The organism is Vibrio sp. Of14-4, assembly GCF_022347625.1.
GTDB classification, from domain to species: Bacteria; Pseudomonadota; Gammaproteobacteria; order Enterobacterales; family Vibrionaceae; genus Vibrio; species Vibrio pristinus.
This window is the reverse complement of record NZ_JAKRGI010000001.1, coordinates 230,213-251,525: the sequence shown is the minus strand read 5'-3', so window position 1 is coordinate 251,525 and position 21,313 is coordinate 230,213. Positions and strand designations below refer to the sequence as shown.

Sequence of the window (21,313 nt, the reverse complement as noted above, 5' to 3'; positions counted from 1 at the left end):
ATTTTTTAACAATGGTCGGACCAGATGTGTAGGTTGGCTAACTTTAAAAAATAAAATAATTTTGCAAAATAATGGAACCGATTGAGAAGAGTTGAGTCTGACTATATGTAGTTAGCCAATATTTATAGAGTTTGCAGACTAATGAAGACCTTGCTTGCTCGACTTACGTGACTAATTTACGCTGCTTTTTCTTATATAACTCCTATGTTTTGTATCAGCCCAGGGCCGGATTGCTCTGGGCTTTTTTTATCAACTTGATTTATCGTGTTCTTATCGCTTCTTCTTTACCAAACACCCAATACTGGCTAAGTAAGAAATTGCTGACCATTCCAGATAAAACCCCACCAATGAAAGCAACCATTACACTTGTACTTTCATTCGTATAAAACAACATAATGAGCTTAAGCGTGGCTAAGTTAGGAAGTAAGGAGGCTGTTGCGCTTGTCATAAATTTCAGCCATTGGATCGCAGCATTAGCGCCAGTAACATTTACGAAGGTAAACGTCCTATTGCCTAACCAAGTAATAGTTGCCGCAAACAAAAATGAGGCGATGCGTGCTGTCAGAATTTCGAATTCCAACCCATAATACAAGGCTGAGAATAAAGCAGAGTCAGCGAGGAAACCCACTCCGCCTACGACAGCAAAACTTACTATTTTGCTACTCACCTGGGCGCTCACATCGATATAATACTCGCCGACTATGTTCCACAATATCGATAGAGCAATTCATCTTTTTACTATGAACGACCTCTTCAACAGCCTCTTTCTTACCAATAAGCTGCACTCTTTTTAAATGGTCTAAGACTTCGTAATTTTGAAGGTATTTCGCTTTTCCGCTGCTATAGAACTGGCCAGAAAATGGGCGCCGTCCAATATAGTAAGTGGGTACACTAGGGTCTATATCACGAAGCAGAACCTTATCACTTCGCCTATTACCTGTCCCTGACTGAATAAAGATTACCGCCCCAAGTAGAAGGATGGGTACAGCACCAGAAACAATCTTAAACCATTGATTATCATTGCCTTCGTCAGATAGTAAAATCGCAATCAGCACACTCATTGCAGGTATGCCCGGCAATACGTAAGCGGGTAAAATATTGCCCGCAAAGGTAAATAAAAGCATGGGTGATAGCATCCAAAAAATAAGAAAGCTCAACAACCCACTTTCAGGGTCAATACCTTTGCCCAACTGCTTACGCTTGTTCCACCACAGGATAGGGAGAATCAATGACCATGGCGCAGCCGCATAAAGCCAGAAGTACCAAATGGTGCCACGCGCTTCATTATGAGCAGTCCCATAGAGATCACCTTGCCAGCCACTGACAACAAATCGTTTTATGTGCTCACCGATAATGAAATAATTTAAAAAGCCCGGTGTGGCTCGCTCGGCAGCAATATACCAAGGAATAGAAATAGCCCCCATCACCAATAGCCCGCCAACCATTGGAAACCTTTGCCATAGCACTTTTAACGATCCCAAAAAGCCATGGTGCATCACAAGCCATGGAACAACAGCTAACCCTACCAGAACAATGACTAATGGCCCTTTTGCTAACAGACCGATTGCTAAACCTAAGAACGCAAGATAGCCCCATAACTTTGAGCCCTGCCAACACAAATAAAACCCTATTAGTGCTAGCGACATCCCCAAGGTAAGTGCGATATCTGTCATCACAGCACCAGCCGAAATAAGAAATACACCAGACGTTGATAAAACCAAGGCTGAGACTAGACCACTAAAGCCCACCCGCTTAGCGAAGTAGGCAACCAATCCTACAATTAGAACGCCCGCTAACCAATGCGGAAAGCGGACAGCAAACTCATTCACGCCAAATAGCTTGATACCCAGTGCGCTCATCCACGCAAAAAGAGGAGGTTTACCCCAAAATGGTACACCATAGTCAAACTGAGGCGTTATCCAATTATTGGTTTCAACCATTAACCTGGCCATTTCACCATAGCGCGCTTCGGTTGTATCCATAAGAGGGTAAGCGCCCAAGCTCAGCAATCGAGTAACTAAGGTCACGCCAAGTAAAATCCATAAATGCACCCGATTAAAACTCACGCTTTCTCTCCATTTGTTTAATAGTCGCAGAGGCTGATTTTTCTGTCACTGTGCGGATCAAATAGAGAGGACGAGCTTTGGCTTCGATAAAGATTCTTCCTACATATTCTCCCAGTAATCCTATCGATAACAACTGGATACCACCTAACGCAAGTTGTGTAACCATAAGTGACGGATATCCGCTGACAGCTTCTCCAAGTAATACCGTTTTCAAAACAATAAAACCGCCATAAATAAATGCCCCTAGTGCAATGGAGGCACCGATCAAAGTTGCTAGGCGTAGGGGGCGAATAGAAAATGAAGTGATGCCATCAATGGCTAAGCCAAGTAATTTGAGGTAATTCCACTTACTTTCACCACAATATCTTGCGTCACGCTTGAATGGAATCGTGGTATGGCTAAATCCCGGCCAAGCAAAAATGCCTTTCATGTATCGATTGCGCTCGGGAAGGCGATTAATATGATCGACAACTTCACGACTCAGAAGCCTAAAATCACCCACATTTTCTGGAATGTCAGATTTGACCAAACTGTTCATTAAGCGATAAAACAGGGCTGCTGAGGTTTTCTTCAGCCAGGTTTCGCCATGCCGCTCACTGCGCTGCATGTTGATAACATCATAGCCTTGACGCCATTTTGCTAACATACTGGGAATTAGCTCTGGAGGATCTTGTAAATCCGCATCAATGATTATCACAGCAAGCCCCCGACTATGCTCAAGTCCTGCACTCATCGCTGCTTCTTTGCCAAAATTTCGACTTAATTCGATACAACGAATTGAAGCAAAATCTGATTCAAAACTTGTCACGATCTCGCTACTTTTGTCCGTACTGCCATCATCGATATAGATAACTTCACTGGACTCAGACAAGCTTTCTAACACACACATAAGTCGATGGTGTAACTCGGGTAAAACGTCTTCTTCATTGTAAAAAGGCACAATAACCGACAAGGTTACGCCTCTTGATTGGTTTGGTAATGGTGTCACTAGTCCCATGCGGTACATCACTTTACTGGTGTACGTACTCTGATATTTCGTAATACGTACTGATTCCTAACATTAACCGAAGCGTTATCGCGCACACTTTTCACTTCAGTCCTAGACTTAAGCAAGCTTACCGACAGCAGTGTGAAAACAATGTCGTTGACATTTTTTTCACGTAATATCTGCTGTTATTAGTGTTTAAGGGGGGAGGTATGAATAAAATACTGCTGGTAGAAGACAATCGTGAAGTAGCGGGGGTGCTTTTTGACTATTTCGAAAGTCTTGGAATGGAGCTCGACTACGCGGATAATGGCGAGCTTGGTTTACAGCTAGCCCTTAATGAGAACTTCGATCTAATTCTTCTCGATCTTATGCTACCCCGTATGGATGGCTTAACTGTATGCAACGCGTTAAGAGATGCCGGTAACCATACCCCTATTCTTATGCTCACGGCACTGGATAATCGCGAAGATATGCTTAATGGATTTAAACATGGTGCGGACGACTACTTAACTAAGCCTTTCGATTTGGAGATCCTCGAGGCTCGCATCAAAGCACTCATTAAGCGTTACCGTGGTGAAGTGACGCAAAGTACTCTCAGTTTTGGAAGTCTTCGAGTTGACCAAAAAACTCGCCAAGCATACAGAGAAGGCCAAAAGCTCGCACTCAACCCTACGACTTACACCATCCTCGAACAGCTATGTCTGAAAGCCCCAGAAATTGTGACTCGGCGTGAAATATCTGAAAAACTCTGGCAAGAAAAAGAGCCCCATAATGACGTCCTGCGTAGCCACATTTATCAATTGCGTAATCAACTTGATAAGCCTTTCTCTCGCCCAATGCTAACAACCTTACCGAAAATAGGTTTTAGGCTTGAGGAAATATAGAATGAAACCCTTTCTTTCCAGTACTCGAACCCTCACAGGACGTCTAGCGCTCTTTTTTGCCACTATCTCCTGCGTCATTGGTGTCATTATCTCTATGATCTTTATGTTCTCGCTTGATTGGTCTGAAGATCGTGTCGGTGAGCGCCTTATTTTGATAGACAGAGACACAGCGGTAGAACGTTTCCTTAATGGTGAGAAAGGCATGATAGAAATTGACAGCCTAACCAAAGCCTACAATGATCTTTCTCTGTTGCCTGAGTTTTATCGCCAGTACACTGAGCAATATGATACCTATCTCGGCGAGGTAGATTCCGATGAGCACCCTAATGCTTACATGGTCTATAAAGGTTCGTATACCGATAAAGGCGAAGACAAAACCTTAGTGTTATTGTCTTTGATCGATAAAGTCGAATTTAACACCGATGAATTTGTTTATTCAGGCTTGCTCGTCATTACCCTAGTTTCTTTACTCATGTTCTTGTTTGGTACTTTGCTTTATCGCCTATCAGTGCGCCTGATTGAACCTGTCAATGAAATCGCTAAACAGTTACAAGAGCATTCAGGTGACGTAAGCCAAGCTTTTGTACTTGGCGAAGGCGCTGCAGATGAATTCCAAATACTCACTCAACAACTTAATCAATATCGACATGATTTGAACACTGCCATTAAACGAGAACAAGCATTTGCCCGCTATGCTAGTCATGAGTTAAGGACCCCCTTAACTGTTGTCAAAGGCGCAAATTCACTTCTCAGCCGCTCAGAACATTCTGAGTTTCAACACAGGCAAATCACGCGAATTGAAGAGGCCAGTACACAAATGACGGTCATGGTCGACGCTCTGCTATCCATAGTTCGTTACGAACGTAATATCGACGACTCACCATTACGCGAAATCAGCAAAGCTGAACTGGAGTCAATTATCTTCTCTCATACCGATCAAGCCAAGCAGAAATCTATCTCAATAGAAATGCAAATATCAGGGCAGCCTGAGGTTCGCGCAACACCAGCAGTCGTCACCATGATTGTGGGTAATCTTATCCGTAACGCTATCGCTGCAACAGCCAACGGTAAAATCGATGTTGAGCTGTCCCAGAACCGACTTTCCATCATCGACGACGGACCAGGATTAAATCAAAGTCCTGATGCCAATGGTCATGGTCTTGGGTTAATGATCGTTGATGACCTTTGCCAGCGTTACAAATGGCGCTTTAGTCTCACTAATCACCCCAATCGAGGATGTCTGGCGCAAATAGAATTTTAATTTATTGCTCTGATAAGCCAGATTTAAGAGTTACACTGCTTGTCTTGGCATTTAACAGAACCCCGAATGAAGATAAGCAACTCTCCCATTACTAAACACAAGTTTGAAGGTATTGAGTTTTTTCTAAAGCGAGATGATTTGCTCCACCCTCAGTTTAGTGGCAATAAAGCTCGTAAATTCATGTATCTACTGCAAAGTGTTAGACCTCAGGTTAAGACTTTAATAAGCTATGGCAGCCCTCAAGCTAACTCTCTTTATTCACTTGCAGCGCTTTGTAAACTGAAAGGTTGGACGCTTGAGTACTACGTTGACCGTATCCCTGATTGGCTGCGCAACAAACCAATCGGTAATTATGATGGCGCTATAAAACTTGGGGCTAAAGTGATTGCAGTGCATGATACCTCCCTTCATCCAGTAGACTTTATCCAAACTATCCGCTGTCCTGACTCAAGCTGTTTAGTCGTAGCCGAAGGAGGAAGGGAGCAAGACGCTCAAGTTGGAGTTAAAGGGTTAGCAGACGAAATTTATCGCTGGGGCCAATCGCAAGAATCTATGGATTTTGTTGTTGCTCTTCCCTCTGGTACGGGAACAACAAGCGCTTATCTGCAAAGCTTCCTTAAGCCTTATGGGACAGAGGTGATCACCTGTCCCTGTGTGGGCGGTAAAGATTACCTAATTGACCAGATTCAGTCTCTTGATGTTGAGCACCATCCAAACATTTTGCAACTTGATAGCAAACATCACTTTGGTAAGCTGTATCACAATGACTACCTAATATGGCAGGCTCTGCTCGAACAAACCCAAGTTGAATTTGATCTCTTGTACGACCCAATGATGTGGCAATGTTTACTCAATTGGCACCCAAATAATTCAGATAAAACCATTTTATATATCCACCAAGGAGGCGTACTTGGTAACGAAAGTATGCTGCCCAGATACCAAAGAAAGTTTGATCGCTAGTGCTTTTCTGGGTCATGATTTACTTTTGTGGCTGATGCTGTCGCCTTAACCCATATATCTGGTTACTCTTTACTAGTAGACCTTTATTGCTTAGGAGGCGATATGCGCAAATCATTTTTGGCCGTATTTTTAATTCTCGCAGGGCCAGCCTCTGCCAATATCATTACCACTCCAGGCAAAGCAGTGATTGCGATAGATAGCGGCAATGCAGGTAAAAGGGTTTGTTACTATCAAGATCAAGCGTATTCTTTGGGCGCAATTTTGCAGGTGGGAGAGCATTATATGACTTGCGATCGCGCAAATGATTTTGAGACTAACGGCGCGCTCAAATGGATTCCTCTAGAGCAAGCTAACCAAGCAAAACCTTCAGCGCAAGCTCCTGACCCAAATGTTAAAACCTATTCAATAAAATAAGTGGTATGAGACACTTGGCAAACACTCGCTACGCAAGGTTAGGAACAAATAATGATTGAACCTATCGTAATAAGGTTAACTAAAGGGCAAGACTTAAAAACACAAATCCAGTCTCTGGTGACCAAACATGCTATACAAGCAGGGTCCATCGCATCCTGTGTCGGGAGTTTAGCGCAAGTCAGCCTGCGCCTTGCTGGCGCCACACAATCAATTACTTTGACTCAACCCTTTGAGATTGTCTCTATGATGGGAACACTCACGCTGGGTCATCAACATATACACCTATCGGTTGCCGACGAAACGGGAAAGGTCATGGGTGGGCATTTACTGGACAATACCATCGTTGATACCACTGCCGAGCTGATAATTCACCACTATCCAAACCTGAAATTTTCTCGGCAGCACGATAGCGCAACTGGCTACAGTGAGTTGGTAATAGATACAAACGAGTAAAAAATAGGAGCCAGTTTGGCTCCTAGTGTATTTACTTATAAGAACTACAACTATTAAATTGTCAAATTTAGATACACTGATAGTCACACTGTATATATGACCGTCGCTAATTTCTATTTCTCTTTGCTGCCTTTATAAGATCGGTTACATCAAGTTCCTTGGCGTCATCTAAAATCACCTTTTGTATTAACTTAGCCATAAAGTCTTGGCTTGCCTCATCCAAGTACAAGCTATCAGGAGTGGCTCCCATATGACTGGCCGTATCCTTCATAGATTGAGCGACTTGCTCCATACTCTGGTCATTTGCCCTCTTGATTTTACTACGTTTAGCTAACTGTTTTTCAATAAAGTTAATGAAGTCTTGAAGTGTAAATTCTGTTAGTTGATGTTCGCCACTATCTGCTCTTGTTCGAAAGTGAATGTTGTCTTCAATTTCACTTCGAGCAAAGTCATTTTTCTTCGTCCGAAACTTATCAACTAACCACTGACTTTCATCACCATATAACATTTCAAAATTTCCTGTTTTTTTAGCTTCAACATAAGTAAGAAAAGCATTGCTTTCCAAGGTAAAATGGTTGTTTCTTATCGACCCTACTTCAAAAGTATGGCTATGGTGGGAAAAAGAATATGGATTCAAACTTGCGATTATTCCTTGACTCCCCACCCCCAAGTCTCCAACGTTGTCGAATTCTTGGCGATGTGCAAGTCTATAAGCAAATTCTTCGTTAGTATCCAGACTCTCCCAAACTGTGTTACCCCCACTATCTGGAAATGCCCCTTGTAAGCGATTCTCAAATTTATTGGTCTCTTTATTTAGTATTTTGCGATAGGTTACATTTAACTCTCGGTCATACGGGCTGGAAAATGCCCTACTTATGTTACCATTTGGGTTTTGTGGTGTTTTAGTTCCCCCCATACCCTCAGTACTTGCCCAAGCATTGACATTTCGTCTTGATGCAGTCTGATGCGCTTTTTTCCCTTGCTGCTCTATACCTATCCGGCGCCACTCATCTGAAGTTCTACGTTGTGGGAAAGGCAAATCCCCGTCTCTTACTTGTATATTAGACTGACCAGCACTTCGCATCTCTGCCGCTAAGTTTTCACAAGGATCGGTACTGACGCCAGTGGTTTCAAATCGGATGATATTTTCGCGGCGAGCTTGCCTTATTTGATAAACCTCTGCCGATCGCTTATTGGTTGCGAAACGAACATCCAGATAGCGAACATCGCGATAGCCTTCAGGTAATGTTCGAAGATCAGTTGCAATCTCTGATGCAGAGACACTAGGATCCCCAATCACAGTGATTGCACTATTTTCAGCGGGTAAGCTTGCTAAGTGGCTAGGCTGGATTTCTTCTATTGTCACCTTATTTAATAGTGGAGTAAGGCTAGATTCTGAGGTTTTCAATGAATCTAAATGTGCCTGCATCCTAGTCTTAGCAACTGAGTTTTTAACCATAATAGGCTGGATAAGCCTCCCCTGAGAAAGGTCTAGATCAAGCTGATAAACCGCTGCTTTTAGTGACTCAATTCCATCTTTTGGCACATAGATATGCCGAGACTCCGGTTGCTTAGTTATGACCGTTAATAGTAGCGGGTGATCATCGACTTTTTTCGAGACGCCAGAGTCATATCTAGAGGCAAAATGGCTGAGTATCTCGGAAATATTCTTCTCTTCGTCACCCAAAAGCCAATGCCGTGTTTGTTTCGCTGGGTCAAAAAATGTTAATCCTGCATTAGCTCCAGTCCCTTGTTTTGACAGAGATACTGCATGACTATGCGTACCAATCACAAAACTGACATCCTTATGTTTGGCTAGCTGAACTAGCAATTCTTTTTTGGCCTGAGAGAAGGTCATTTCTTCATCTAAGGCAACGAAATTACTTCCTCGACTTGGATCTTCAATCGCTCTGCGTGTTGCCAATCTTGCTTCATCACTACTTAAAACGAGAGACCTGTCCGTTACGATCGGCTGAGTACGATGAAGATTTTGAACATCATCGGCTATTAACCTGTTTTTTCGCAGCTCTTTAGGCAAATTATCTATCGGAGCGCCATTGAGCCGACTAATCGCATCTTTAAGTGCCAACCCTCGGCAAAGTCCGCTGGATTTTGAGTTTGGTAGTGATGTACCTGATGTAAAGTTCGCATGAGTCCCTCTTCTACCAATACGTCGAATCATTCCCTCTAACTTGTGATTAACTCCTCGCTTCGCTTGCAACGCATCTTGAGCTAATCCAGCCAATTTTTTCATGTACTCTGATGTTTCAATGCCTCTTGAAGTACTAGGCAGGCTTCCTAATGTTCTCATAGCCGACCTAGACAATGTAATGACATCCCCCACTCCGCCTAAAGGCTCCAATAAAAGATCGGCAATTGCCCAAGCTTTATCACTGCTGCTAGACCTTGGGTCCGTCAAAGTGACAATGGCGATCGTCATGTTACCTGCGATCAAAGCCAAGCCTAAATAAGGAAAAGGGATAGCGACAATATTTAAAATGCTGACCGCGAGCATTAAGTGATCTCTGATCTCATCCCACTGTTCTTGTAAAGAAAGATGCTGTAAATCAAATACTTTATCGTAGTATTCCGATATTGAATTGACTAAGTAATGAGAGAGGTTTCCTGACTTAATCTCTTCACCACCGACACGCACGTCAAAGTCCAAGATGGGGCCAGTAGGAATACGGGGAAGATCGGTATAAATCACCCCTCCCATGCCCGGCAAGCCGGGATGTATCACGCCTTTATTTGAAAGACCTCCCACATTTTTAGCGGCATCGAGAGCTGATTTACCTTCCGGCAATAAGCCATTTCGAATGGAAGCATATTGCGCTTTACTAAACTGGTAGCCCTCTAGCCAAACAAAGCCATTGAATGGCGAGTAAAGAAGTCCATTTTTGTTTAGATTAGCCTGCCAAGGGGATGAAGTATCATCAACCTGATAAGGAATAAACACTGTGCCAAATACTGTGTTGCCATCAAAAGCACACTTATAGGCGGGCTTTTTACCGGCAAGAAAGTCTTCGACCAGCTTCTTTTGATGTGACTGATGTGGACCATGGATAAACTCATGTGCATGAAGAGATAAACTCGTATCAAATACACGAGAAAAATAGTCACGTTTTGAGTCAAGTAACTGCTGAAAACGGAACGGTATTTCAGTATCCATGTCATATCGAGCGCGAGTAATCCGCTCCTTGATAGCCCTTCTATGCTCATCAGGCACGGCGCTCGCTGTCTGACCATTCTGAACGTGATGCCAAGGACCAGCAGGGATTTTTTGCATTAACATATCAGCAAGTGACATACGTTTTTTGCTATCGCCAAAAAGACTTGGGTTAGCTAAATAGGCGTATTCTCCCGCTAACCAAGCTTCACTTGGTATAGGTACATCAACAGTATCGATTTCAAAAACCGAATTCTCTGTAAGTACATCTGGGTAATCCTTTGAGAAATCCTGAACAAATTCTCTAACAACATCATTAAGCGAATTGGTGATATTGGCGTTTACAAGATCGGATAAGTTGAGTTCTGCAAACTCTTTAGCTTCTGCTATGCGCATTGGCTCAACTAAGTTTCTCGACTCTGATGAGTTTAAATAGCTATCCAGATCTCCACGCAAGCAATCATACATTGTGCGAAGTTTTACAACCTCTGACCAACCGCCACCTACTGGATCCAACTGAGGAGGATTGCCAGTGAACAAAGCAAGATCATAAGCAAAATAGGCAATCCTACCTCTTAGCCAAGTACAGGCTCTCGCAATCAATGGGTCTTGAGGGTTACGATCAAAATCCCCTTTATTAAACCTAAAGTAACCTTGTTTGCCCTTTTCCACTTCTTGATATCGAGATTGGGCGGAAAAACAGCGCTCGACTCGGTCTTTGGGCTCTGACTGGATTTGATTATAAGTCCACAATAATGGCTCTTTAATATTCTCTAGAGCAGGAGGCAAACCTATTAGATTTCGCGTTTCAGGATACTCTGTTTGATCTACCCGTTTACATGACACCTTCCCCCAATAAGTTTCTATACTCATAGGTTGAGATGAACCAAACACCTTACCTAATGGCAATATATGTAAAGCATCTGTGCTTTGATAGTTTTCATAATAGATTGGGCTAACTACAATTGCGGGACTTCTAGCACTCACTCCACTAGTAAGGTCTGGAAACCCAACTTTGAGAAGATCATCTAGCAGTTGATCATCTGCGTCACTCTCAAGGCTCCACTGCAAACTTAAACTACGTGTGGTTAAGTCATCGTCGATATAGTTCAATGCTATCGGATCTCCAACAAATCGGAGTCGAAGCCAATTGAGCATTTCCATCATAAATATTTCAGACGACAAATCATTAAGCTGATTAGGTGCCCGCCTTTCTATCTCATGACTCAAACTAGCGTGGACTCTTAGAATCGTTTGATTCTGAGCAGATAGCGGTCGAGTCTGTGAGGATGTATCTCTTCGACGCCGCCTTGAGCGACTAGGCGACTTTTCATCTGAAATACCATTCCATGATGAAGATAATGGTGTAGCCTGTATAATTTCGCCCACTTCTGGGCGTAGAGCAATGTCCCGTACATTGCCGTATATATAGGGGTTTTGTGGAAGGATTGAATGTTGTTCTTCGGTCATAAACTGAAGCTCCTCATTATATAAATTAATGTGAGCTTTCAGCCTATCGAAAATATATATTTCTGGATTGTAAATAGCTATGGATAATGTATTTGGTTTCTATTAAAACACTCACATATAATTAATGAAAAATTCAGTACTTTGATTTTAAAGTAATTCCCTACCTTTATTTTTGAGGAATATCCACTGTTGCTAGGATTTGTTCAGTTCAATAGGCGAACTATCATTTAAATACATCAAAAGCATTCTTTAAAGAATCGAAACTACTCTCAATGCGCTTATCAAGTTGGTAATCACTCACTTTTTCTTTCATATCGGCTACAGCAGAACCCACCTGTTTAGATATCTCTTCAGGGATAGACTCTATGTTGTGTTTAACTTCTTGAAATTCGGCCTCCACTTGGTCATGAATATCATGATACTGCTCACTTATCTCCTGCTTCAACAAATCAGCAGAATGTTCAAAAGTATCTTGTAAAGAATGCCAAAAGCTTTCCCCATGTGATTTGATACGATTAGCATCAATTGATGTAAGGCCAGATTCAGCAAACACCAATGGTGTTGCAAGAGAAGTTAAAGATTTGATTGGATTTGCTGATGAAGGTTCTAGAGACTCATCCGACACGATAAATTACCCTTAATATAAGACTTATGATATGGCATCGAATATAGCCAATCCAAACGATGAGAGAAAGTATAAATGAGGCAATGTATAATATAGGTAAAACTTCGAAAAATAACAACTAAAAGGACACCATAATATTAATAGATGTCCTAGTTAAAAAATAATCACACTCCTAGATTCCTCGTCAAGTTTACATTTTCCATAAAGTGTAAACTCAAGAAGAACTACAACTATAAAATAAAGTTGTCAGCTAAGCCGTTTACCCTGTTTACAGGTGTGAATTTGTAGTATGGATTAGCGTAGTTAGTGAGTGCTTTTAATTCACCTACAACCTTTTGATTCCATGGTCCCTTCGCCGTTGCTATATGTATTTTAGGGTCAATAGCACTGAATCCCATAGCGACCTGATAACCACCACCATTGGCCTGATATATAGTCGCAATTTTCTGACCGCCCACGTCCTCACTAACATGTGCATAGGCAACATGTCTCCACAATCGTTTTCCTTCTCCACCTTCCCCTCCAAAGTGAAGGAATCCGGATTCCTGAATATCGTCTACCACCAAATTACTCATAGGTGAACTTGTGTTTAACTCGAAAACGCTTGCATAGTCTGGATTGTTATAGCTTCTAGGTCGAGAAGCAATAGCTCTCAAGTTTGTAACAGCTTTGTTAGACAGTTCTCCGCTTTGTTCTGCCACGCTAATCGCAGCGTTGTAGCAGACATTATAATGCTCTGCGTGACTTAGGCTTTGCATCGTTATGCGCTTCTCTAATTCACCTAAGTTTTTGGGTTTAGTCGGCCACGAACTCGGGTTAAATGTTCTGGGATTAGCGGTATGACTGTCTGACACCAACCTTCTTGGATCAAGGGGATGATAACCCGAACCCACTTCAAAGCTGGGATCTTCCATATGAAGCAAAGATTCGGTATGAGTTTGATAAGTTGAATACGCAATTACGGGCCGATTAATTTCATCTGCCAAGTCCTGCGCAGTCCCTCTTTTAGCATAGCAACTCAAAAGATGTACGGGTCGAAATGGCTGTCCTCCTTGATGATACAGGTTGATCGGTGGCTTCATTCCTCGAAGGACTTGAGCTAATTCAGGACCAGTTAATGAAAAAGTGTTTTTATCGTCAATTACATATTTTCCAGAAGAATCTAGTTTCGCCACCTCTCCCATAACACGCAAAAAACACCGCCAATGCTGGCGGTGTCTGACTAAAAATAAATCGCTTCAAAAAGCTATCTTTAATTTATGGTGTAAGTTGAGGAGTAAAGCGACGAACAACATCTTCGTAATCTGAACCTATCGTACTTGCCCACGCTGTTGCTTGTTCGGTATCGTCAGCATCCGTAAAGGTTGTATGCTTTCCATGTCCACCTCTGACATGCGGATTGGTGAAACCCTCTCTATGCAGAGCATTTGCAAGAGTCTGACCAAATGGTTGTCTGCCAGCTGTCGCTTTTGCACTGTTAAATAACTCAACGCCACTGAAGTTAGCGATAGGTAAGACATCTGCAGAACCACAGCTCACTGTCCTAATATCAACATAATCGGTTGGTAATCCAGCAGATTTGAGTTCGCTCGCAATATCGCTGGCATTAACAGTTACTGCACGATTAAGATCAGCAGCTATGACGTCAGTCGCAATAGTACCGTGACCAACAATAGTAATAGAACTATCTTTCGTCATAGTCGATAGGCGGTTGTTATCTAGTGTTTCTATGCTGAAGTGGTTGTTCAGTATATCCAGACGCCTTTCTAACTGCGCCTGTCTGCGTACTTGCACTTGTACGAAATCAGTAGCAAATTGATGGCTTTTCCCAGCTTTTTTTAATTCATTAACCCAATACTGATTTATTGCATTCTGAATGGAAGTACCCGGTAAAGCCAGCTTCTTCGCAGCCGTTTTTATCGCTTGAGACGCAGTCCTTTCAACAAAATCTGCTCCTCCGGCAACAAGTTGTGAATATTCTTGTTGTAGAGTCTGCAAATGTCCCTCCATAACCGTTTTAGCTGCATTATCCTTAACAAATAGTGGCTCAGGAGTCCGACTTTGAATCATATCAATATCAAACTGCCCTAATGCCGTCTCAAGTGGGTCTTTACCGACAGCAGGAGCATAAACAAACCGCTTCTCCGGAGTTTTAGTAATCACAGTAAGAGATAGTGCATCAGCGCCTTTGGCAGGTAACATTCCACTCCTGTACTCAGAAGAGATGTAAGCTATCATGTCTTCAATTGCGCTGCGGTCACCAGCATTGCTCCACCGCCGAATCCCTTTCGCGGGGTCGTATAACGTTAGCCCAGACGCTCCCTTCGAAACCGATAACGCATGTTTAGGAGTTCCAATAACAAATGAGACGTTATCGTATTTTTCAAGCTGTGCTAGTAACTCCCCTTGTACTTGGGAGTAGGTCATATCACTATCAAGCGCGACATTAGCTCCCCTAGACGAGACTTCACTCCTAGTTACATGTCGTGCCTGATTTCGTGATATATCTGGTCGACCCGCAACAACTGGCTGAGTATGATGTAGTGCTGTCGCGTCTTGAACTACGGCAGGATTGCCATTTTTAAATAACACGGGCAAGTCATCTGCGACATTGCCATTAACTCGGGCTATAGCATCCTTAAATGCTAAACCACGGCACATTCCTTTTGAATCGGCTGCTGCGACAAGTTGTCCTCCAAGATCATCCCAACCTTTACCACCTGTCACTCTGCGCGCTATGCCCAAGAGTAGGTCGTCTCCTCCCTTCTGTTCAGAAATTGCCGTTCCTACTAGGTTACCTAGAGTGCGTTTGAAGTTAGCAGACTCAGGGCCAAACCTTTCTAGCGTCTCCATCAAAACTCGACTCGCTTTTTTCGAGAGGACAATGACATCACCAATAGAACCCAGTGCTTCCATAGCCATATCCGCAATCGCCCATGCTTTGTCGCTATTACTCGAACTAGAGCTTGTCAGCGTGACTATACTCACCGCAATGTTACCAGCAACCAAAGCTAACCCTAATTGAGGAACAGGGATGGCTATCAGGGATAAAATACCGATGGATGTTTGAAGATAACTATGTATTTCATCCCATTTATCTTGAAGTGAAAAATGCTTATCACTAAAAACGTGGTCAAAATACTCTGACATTGAGTTTTTCAGATAAACGGTAAGGTTTTCAGGATTGTAAGATTCACCACCAACTTTAGGGTCAAACCGTTTTAATGGGTCAACGGTATCATCATGACTTCCCAACCTCCCTTGACTCGGTTGCTTTTCCGCTAACCCTCGAGAAAATGCAGCCTTGCCCCCTCGGGTCAAGCCACTCCGTATAGCTCTCTGTTGAGACTCACTTAGCTCGTTGTTACTACTTTGAATCCAAGTAAAACCCTCTTGAGGCGAATAGAGTAAACCATCCTTATCAAGAGTATCGTATCGTCCATGTTGGTTATCATTTGATTCGAAAGGAATAAAGACCGACTGATACAATGTGTTCCCATCATAAGCACACTTATAAGCAGCGGTTTCTCCAGACAAAAATGATTCCAGCAACTGCTTATGGTTTCTTGGTATGTTTTCTCGATTCAAAAACTCTTGAGTATGAGCCTTGAATGTGATTTCCAACAATGTCGCTAGTTCAGTACTCTTCTCATCTAATATCTGCTGAAACTGAAATGGAATTTCAGACTCCATATCATGACGGGCTTGGGTCACAGCAGAGATAATCATTTTCTTATCATTACCAGAAATCGGCCCACCATTTTGACAATTTTGTACACAGCGCCACTCGCCTGCCGGAATTGTCTTCATCAACATATCAGAGAGCTTCATTGTGACGGGAGGGACGCTACGCAACACTGGAGAACCCAAATCTTCCTGTTTTGGTCTTATTATTTTAATAACTGAGTCACCCCTCAGAATGCGAGGGAACTGTCGGGCAACTTTTTCTGCCTCTCCGAGCAACAAAGCATTCATTGAAGTACCCACAATTGCCGCCAAGTTATTACTACCGAGTTCTCCTAACACCTTTTGAGAATGTGCAGCCATCCATGGTTCAAGATAATCTTTGCGCGACTCAGCTTCTATATGTCTCTCAATATCACCAATTAAGTGATTTACCGTACTCCTCATTTTCATATAACCAGAGTAACCCTCACCTTGTACTTCCAAAGATGGGGGACGTCCAATAAGCAAGGTATAGTCATATGCAAGATAGGCAATTGCACCTTTGAGATGATTCATAGCTAGAAGGATATCGGCAGAATCTGGCTCCCTCTCAAATTGCTGCGGCCCCAATACATAATGTGGACTCAGTTCTTGTCTCAGTTCTTCATAACGGTTGCGAGCTGAAACTATACGAGACATTCTATCTCTTGGCTCAGAGCTAATCTTATCGTGGACGCTTTTCAGTACAGTTTGAATTGATTCAATGGACGGTGGAACTTCAAACACTTCAAACCATCGTTTTCCCAATGATGTGTCAAGCCTACTGGATGAATCCGTACTTAAAAATTGGCCAAGATTCAATATGTACAATGCGTCACCATTGCTACCATTGCTGGCTTTAACTAATACTGGACTCGATGTATTGATGCTATCATCTAACTCGGGGAAGCCTATCTTTAGCAGATCATCTATGAGTGCAGTGTCAATACTTGTTTCAACGCCCCACCCTTCACCCAAACTTTTCAGGGGAAGATCAACATTGATATAATCTAACATCGAAGGATTGCGTTTACTTTTACTCTTTAGTTCATCAAGCATACGTAATTGGAGCTGTTCTGCTGAGCCTTTGTAGGCTGAAAAGTCTAACCTGTCCAATAATCTAGACTGTTTTGTAAGAACAGAACGAATAGCATATGCTCGGGCATTCTCAAGCCTATCAATGGTTCGAAGAACTGCAGCTTCTCGCCTTTCTTCACGTTCTATATCATCCGCTAACGCATCTGCGCGACTCTCTGCATCATCTGCTTCTCGCTGCGCTCCATCCATCCGAACATATCTTCTGTACTTGTCTTGATAATTCTCTCTACGACGCTTAAGGGAAACAATGTTACCCCTGATTTGGTCAAGTTCTGATCTTGCCTCTTCTAAGGTTTTTTGCTGTGAACTTGGCGCATACCTGTCTCCATCATGGCCGGTAAAACTCGAATCTCCGTAATCCAACCTTTTGATTACCGCTTGACCTTGTGCATGGTAGAAAGCCTCACGGTAGTCGTTTTCACTGATATAACGACCATTGCCGACTTGGACCGACTGTTCGATAAAGCTCGGGTCAGAAAAAGCCAGATGGACATCATTGGCATCGTAGTCAGCGCCTGCGACAAAATGTTCAAAGATCCCATGACTCAATGACTCTTTTTCTTCCTCACTTGCCCCTTCGGGCGCCAATTTCGCACCCAGCTCATCGATAGTGAACCAATCGTTTTGATAATTCACTTTCACAGGATGGCTATGGTAGTAGAGGTGTAGCATTTCGTGGAATAAAGCAATCGAGGGATCTCGCCTTAGCCAAGGTTTATCATTCGCTTGCTCATCGCTTTCTGCTGCGAGGGTATTCCATGGGTCAAAGAAAATCGTATTTTGTTCAGGGTTAGCATAAGTCGCGTAAAACGTTTGGCCATCTTCTTGGCGAAGACGCTCTTCTTCACTAGGCTGAGTGATCTTAATCCCCTGCTTATTCATCGACTCAATCAAGTCACGCCCAAAAGGGGTATCGGCGATTTTTGCAAGCGATTGATCGACTGCCTCTTTGAACTCCCGTTGCCCTCGGTCAATATCGGGATAGGCGTTAGAGATTGGGCTCGACTCATCTACAGCATCCAACTCTTCAGACGCCGATTCCCCCGCCAGTGTCTGTTTAATTTGTTCAACCACTTGCTGTTCGTCGCTGGTTAAATTCGGTGAAGGCTCCTTCACTAAATTCGCCGCGGTTTTCGCGCCAAGCGTAACTGGTACTGAGCCACCTGTAAGTAGCGCTTCCGTGCCCAGTACCTTAGCCCAAGAGCTAATTTTGACCTTATCTTGTTCTTTTTCCACCATGGCATTGTGCGCGTGCGCCGCCGCCGAGACCCCAGCAGCAAAGACAGTTTTCACCGTATTTCCAACTGGGATCATCACCATTTTAAAGCCCAGCTGCTCTAGCCTGTGGGTGATACGCGCTTTAATCACCTTACAAGGTTTATCTTCGCCTGGCATCACGCCTTGCTTAATTTTATGAACGTCATACCCAATACGGATCAAAGAAATTGGCACCTTAATACCCGCCCGAACCCCAATTTTAATTGGCGTCACCGTCAAGCCACCGACCACATCCATGCCGCCTTCAATAAAGCTGACCACCACACCGCGTGCCAACCGTTTTTGTGACCAACTAACAATAAACTCGGCCAGTGTTTTCTCCTGCGCAGCGTACTCTGCTGGGCTCATGGGTTTAATGGTTTGATCGCGATACGCATAGCGCCACTCGCCCGCAATTCGGGTCGAGAAAAAGATCCCTAAGGGGTCTTTCTCCGATACCAAGCCCGTTAGCATATTGCGCTCGGTCAATGCATGACGAATCACCTCGGTGTCTGGGATAAGCGCAGCGTCTGTATGCTCGGCTCCACGCAGGACCTCATTGGCACACATACCCCAGTCTTTAGCTACCCTCGATCTTCGCGAGAAAGGCCCAAGCGGTTGGCCAGTATGTTTAAGCGCAAGAGAATCCAGTTCATCGTAGGCATCTCGGGCGGCTAACCCAGCAAAGCGGGCTTTATGTATGATGCTATCTAGGCTACTGTCTTGATAATCTGATGCTTTTGTCGCGCGGGAACGCAGTCTCAGCGCCATTGCCCTAACCTTTTTATACGCTTCCCCTTTGCGCAGCGCATCTTCAATTTTCACCACAATCTTGCCAAGACTTTCCTGTCCTTCTTCAGATAAGACGTCTTGACCAACCCCAAGGAAGTACTCCATCGTCTTGTTAAACCTTTGCTCAGACAAACCCATGTCTTTGATGGTGGCTAAGATGTTCACCAGACGCTGACACTCTGAAACTGAGATTTGGTTCAATTGGGCGCCGCGACTTGAAGGCTCTTGCGCCAACAGGTTTTTCAATGTTTGTACGTCTCTGCCAAGTGAAGGGCGAATCTTTGTATCTGGTGTATCTTCACTAATTGACAGGCTTTGGAGCTGCTCCAAGAGCTGGGTTAAGGCGTCAACTTGATAGTGTTTAAGTACGTCTTTTAGCGCACCGTTTCCGCCGAGTGACACTTGCGCCAGCAGTGACTCTGATGCTTGCTGCGCTTTCTTAAGGCTAGGCTCAAGCACTTCTTGACGAGATTTCTCTGCCTCACCTGAACCATACTCAGATTGAGCGTTCGCCGCTTTGTTGATACCCGAGGTTGCCGCACTGCCCTCAGTCACCGTTTCCAATACATCAGTACTGCCGGCGGTATTATGTTTGCTCTTGGCTAGTGATTGTGCAGCGCCTAGCAAAGGCGCATAGTCATACTGCATACGAAACGCTGGCTGGATAAGCGTCCAACATAAGCTACGTACAATAGAGCGAATGATTTGATCTTCATCTGAGAGATTATGGTTAAGGGCTTTGTTTACTCCCTTGGCCATGGGTGAGCGCGCTTTATGCAATAAGTGCAACGCGGTAGGTGCCACATAGGTTGGAGTACGGGCCACTTGCATCGCCACTTTGGCCATTTTGTTTTTGGCCCCTTCGCCCATCTTGGCCACCGTGCTTTTGGTCGCTTTACCCGCTTTAATCGCTGCATCCTCAAACTTGAGGATCTGCTCACCCATAGCCACTTCTAAATCGGCAAGGTTAATGCTCTTACTTTCCTTGTCTTGTTCATGTTCTCCGCGCTGACGTTTTTCTTCTTTGCTCTGGCCTGCTTTTGAAATAAACATAGACGCAGCGTTGTCTTTAAAACTCGGATCAAACTGTTTTTGCTTGCCTTTAAAATCGTTTATCACCACTTCAAGTGCGTTCATCACCTGAACAAAATAGGCTTTGACTTCCGCTTCGCGTTTGAAGGTATTTCGCCAACCTTTGCGCTGTATCTTGTTCTTACTCGACTCAAGTTCATGACGCACGTCTTTGAGGCGCTCTCTCACGGCGTGTCTGCGCAAAGTGATATGACGACGCAGATTATCTGTGTCTTGGGTCAGGCCGTGTTTTTGTTTGTATCCCGCAGACACTCTCTCTTTCCAAGAATCCAGTTCTAGATTTTGGTCGTATTTAAAGGCTTTTAATGCCTCAGTGACCACTTTTAAACTACTATCAATATGTCTTGCAAGCTGATACGCATTGGCCCTATCAGATTCGGCCAATTCATCAATCCAGCCTTTCGACTTACTATTAGCGTCACTTATCATGGCATCAACGGGTGACGACAACTCAGCGGGTATATTGGTGATCGCTTCTTTGGCCTGTTTAAGCTCTGTGATTAAGTCACGCTGAATATCAATCTCTTGCTCATTGTACCCTTGCTCAATAAAGGTTTTGGCCTGCTCGTATTTGTCTTGCCACGCCTGCCAGACCAATTCAAGAGGGTCATCACTGGCCTTCAATGTTGTGATCCGCTGCTCTTTAGAAGCTGGCGCTACCTGCTTATCCATAGCCTCTAAAAACGGTGCTTGTGACTTATCCATGCGCTGAACCGACGCGCGGTTGGTTTCAATCGATGTTAGGCCTGAGCCAGCATAAAGAAGCGGGGTCGCCTCACGGGAAGAGGTGTTAAGAACGTTGTAGGGCACAAGCACTTTAGAGTCGTTAGGCACGGGATTATCCTTAATTTGCAATTGAGAAAACTGACAAACGATAACCAATCAAAACGACGATAGAACGTACAAAACGCGTAAGTGACAAAACCAAGGTCTATGGCATTTACTAGCAAAATATATCAGCGAGTTAACATGCTTTTTTATATGACAAACACTGATATGAAATTTGTTATTTCTGGTCTGACCAAATGTCTATATTTAACGACTCGTGGTGGAAATTATCATACGGTTTTTGGTTTTAT

At 43.6% G+C, this 21,313-nt stretch carries 12 protein-coding genes; 5 read left to right on the top strand and 7 right to left on the bottom strand.

The features are described 5' to 3' along the window. Positions 1 to 259 precede the first annotated feature (259 nt). The 3 genes from MHN79_RS01055 to MHN79_RS01045 are packed head-to-tail and all read right to left on the bottom strand — an operon-like array spanning position 260 to position 3,063. A complete protein-coding gene (locus tag MHN79_RS01055) occupies positions 260 to 667 on the bottom strand; it encodes a GtrA family protein (protein WP_239171318.1) in 408 nt (135 codons plus the stop codon). Continuing rightward, entirely contained in the window at positions 660 to 2,066 is a 1,407-nt protein-coding gene (locus tag MHN79_RS01050; protein ID WP_239171317.1) for a glycosyltransferase family 39 protein, read from the bottom strand. Before MHN79_RS01050 ends, MHN79_RS01055 begins: the two co-directional genes overlap by 8 nt. Next, on the bottom strand, positions 2,056 to 3,063 hold the full coding sequence (locus tag MHN79_RS01045) for a glycosyltransferase family 2 protein (RefSeq protein WP_239171316.1): 1,008 nt from the start codon (positions 3,061 to 3,063) through the stop codon (positions 2,056 to 2,058). Before MHN79_RS01045 ends, MHN79_RS01050 begins: the two co-directional genes overlap by 11 nt. A gap of 200 nt (positions 3,064 to 3,263) precedes the next feature. Between MHN79_RS01045 and MHN79_RS01040 the strand changes: the two genes are divergently transcribed. The 5 genes from MHN79_RS01040 (at position 3,264) to MHN79_RS01020 (ending at position 7,026) form a co-directional block, all read left to right on the top strand. After that, positions 3,264 to 3,938, top strand: a complete 675-nt coding sequence (locus MHN79_RS01040; protein WP_239171315.1) for a response regulator transcription factor — start codon at positions 3,264 to 3,266, stop codon at positions 3,936 to 3,938. A 1-nt stretch (position 3,939) separates the two neighbouring features. After that, a complete protein-coding gene (locus MHN79_RS01035) occupies positions 3,940 to 5,199 on the top strand; it encodes a HAMP domain-containing sensor histidine kinase (protein ID WP_239171314.1) in 1,260 nt (419 codons plus the stop codon). A gap of 66 nt (positions 5,200 to 5,265) precedes the next feature. Further along, a complete protein-coding gene (locus MHN79_RS01030) occupies positions 5,266 to 6,159 on the top strand; it encodes a pyridoxal-phosphate dependent enzyme (protein ID WP_239171313.1) in 894 nt (297 codons plus the stop codon). A 102-nt stretch (positions 6,160 to 6,261) separates the two neighbouring features. Next, positions 6,262 to 6,573, top strand: a complete 312-nt coding sequence (locus tag MHN79_RS01025) for a DUF1496 domain-containing protein (RefSeq protein ID WP_239171312.1) — start codon at positions 6,262 to 6,264, stop codon at positions 6,571 to 6,573. A 51-nt stretch (positions 6,574 to 6,624) separates the two neighbouring features. Beyond that, complete coding sequence (locus MHN79_RS01020; RefSeq protein ID WP_239171311.1) at positions 6,625 to 7,026, top strand: PPC domain-containing DNA-binding protein; 402 nt, start codon at positions 6,625 to 6,627, stop codon at positions 7,024 to 7,026. 106 nt (positions 7,027 to 7,132) lie between these two features. Here the strand turns inward: MHN79_RS01020 and MHN79_RS01015 are convergent, their stop codons facing one another. From MHN79_RS01015 to MHN79_RS20965, 4 genes are all read right to left on the bottom strand, one after another. Continuing rightward, positions 7,133 to 11,665: a hypothetical protein gene (locus MHN79_RS01015; protein ID WP_239171310.1), complete on the bottom strand. Its 4,533-nt coding sequence runs from the start codon at positions 11,663 to 11,665 to the stop codon at positions 7,133 to 7,135. 223 nt (positions 11,666 to 11,888) lie between these two features. Then, complete coding sequence (locus MHN79_RS01010) at positions 11,889 to 12,290, bottom strand: apolipoprotein A1/A4/E family protein (protein WP_239171309.1); 402 nt, start codon at positions 12,288 to 12,290, stop codon at positions 11,889 to 11,891. A gap of 230 nt (positions 12,291 to 12,520) precedes the next feature. Next, positions 12,521 to 13,465: a hypothetical protein gene (locus tag MHN79_RS01005; RefSeq protein WP_239171308.1), complete on the bottom strand. Its 945-nt coding sequence runs from the start codon at positions 13,463 to 13,465 to the stop codon at positions 12,521 to 12,523. An 82-nt stretch (positions 13,466 to 13,547) separates the two neighbouring features. Further along, positions 13,548 to 21,068, bottom strand: coding sequence for a M91 family zinc metallopeptidase (locus tag MHN79_RS20965; RefSeq protein ID WP_239171307.1), 7,521 nt, complete (start codon positions 21,066 to 21,068; stop codon positions 13,548 to 13,550). Positions 21,069 to 21,313 lie beyond the last annotated feature (245 nt).

Bases quoted from the DNA above. Each gene is read 5' to 3' on its own strand.
- MHN79_RS01045 (WP_239171316.1), bottom strand. From the start codon at position 3,063: ATGGGACTAGTGACACCATTACCAAACCAATCAAGAGGCGTAACCTTG.
- MHN79_RS01040 (WP_239171315.1), top strand. From the start codon at position 3,264: ATGAATAAAATACTGCTGGTAGAAGACAATCGTGAAGTAGCGGGGGTG.
- MHN79_RS01035 (WP_239171314.1), top strand. From the start codon at position 3,940: ATGAAACCCTTTCTTTCCAGTACTCGAACCCTCACAGGACGTCTAGCG.
- MHN79_RS01030 (WP_239171313.1), top strand. From the start codon at position 5,266: ATGAAGATAAGCAACTCTCCCATTACTAAACACAAGTTTGAAGGTATT.
- MHN79_RS01025 (WP_239171312.1), top strand. From the start codon at position 6,262: ATGCGCAAATCATTTTTGGCCGTATTTTTAATTCTCGCAGGGCCAGCC.
- MHN79_RS01020 (WP_239171311.1), top strand. From the start codon at position 6,625: ATGATTGAACCTATCGTAATAAGGTTAACTAAAGGGCAAGACTTAAAA.
- MHN79_RS01015 (WP_239171310.1), bottom strand. From the start codon at position 11,665: ATGACCGAAGAACAACATTCAATCCTTCCACAAAACCCCTATATATAC.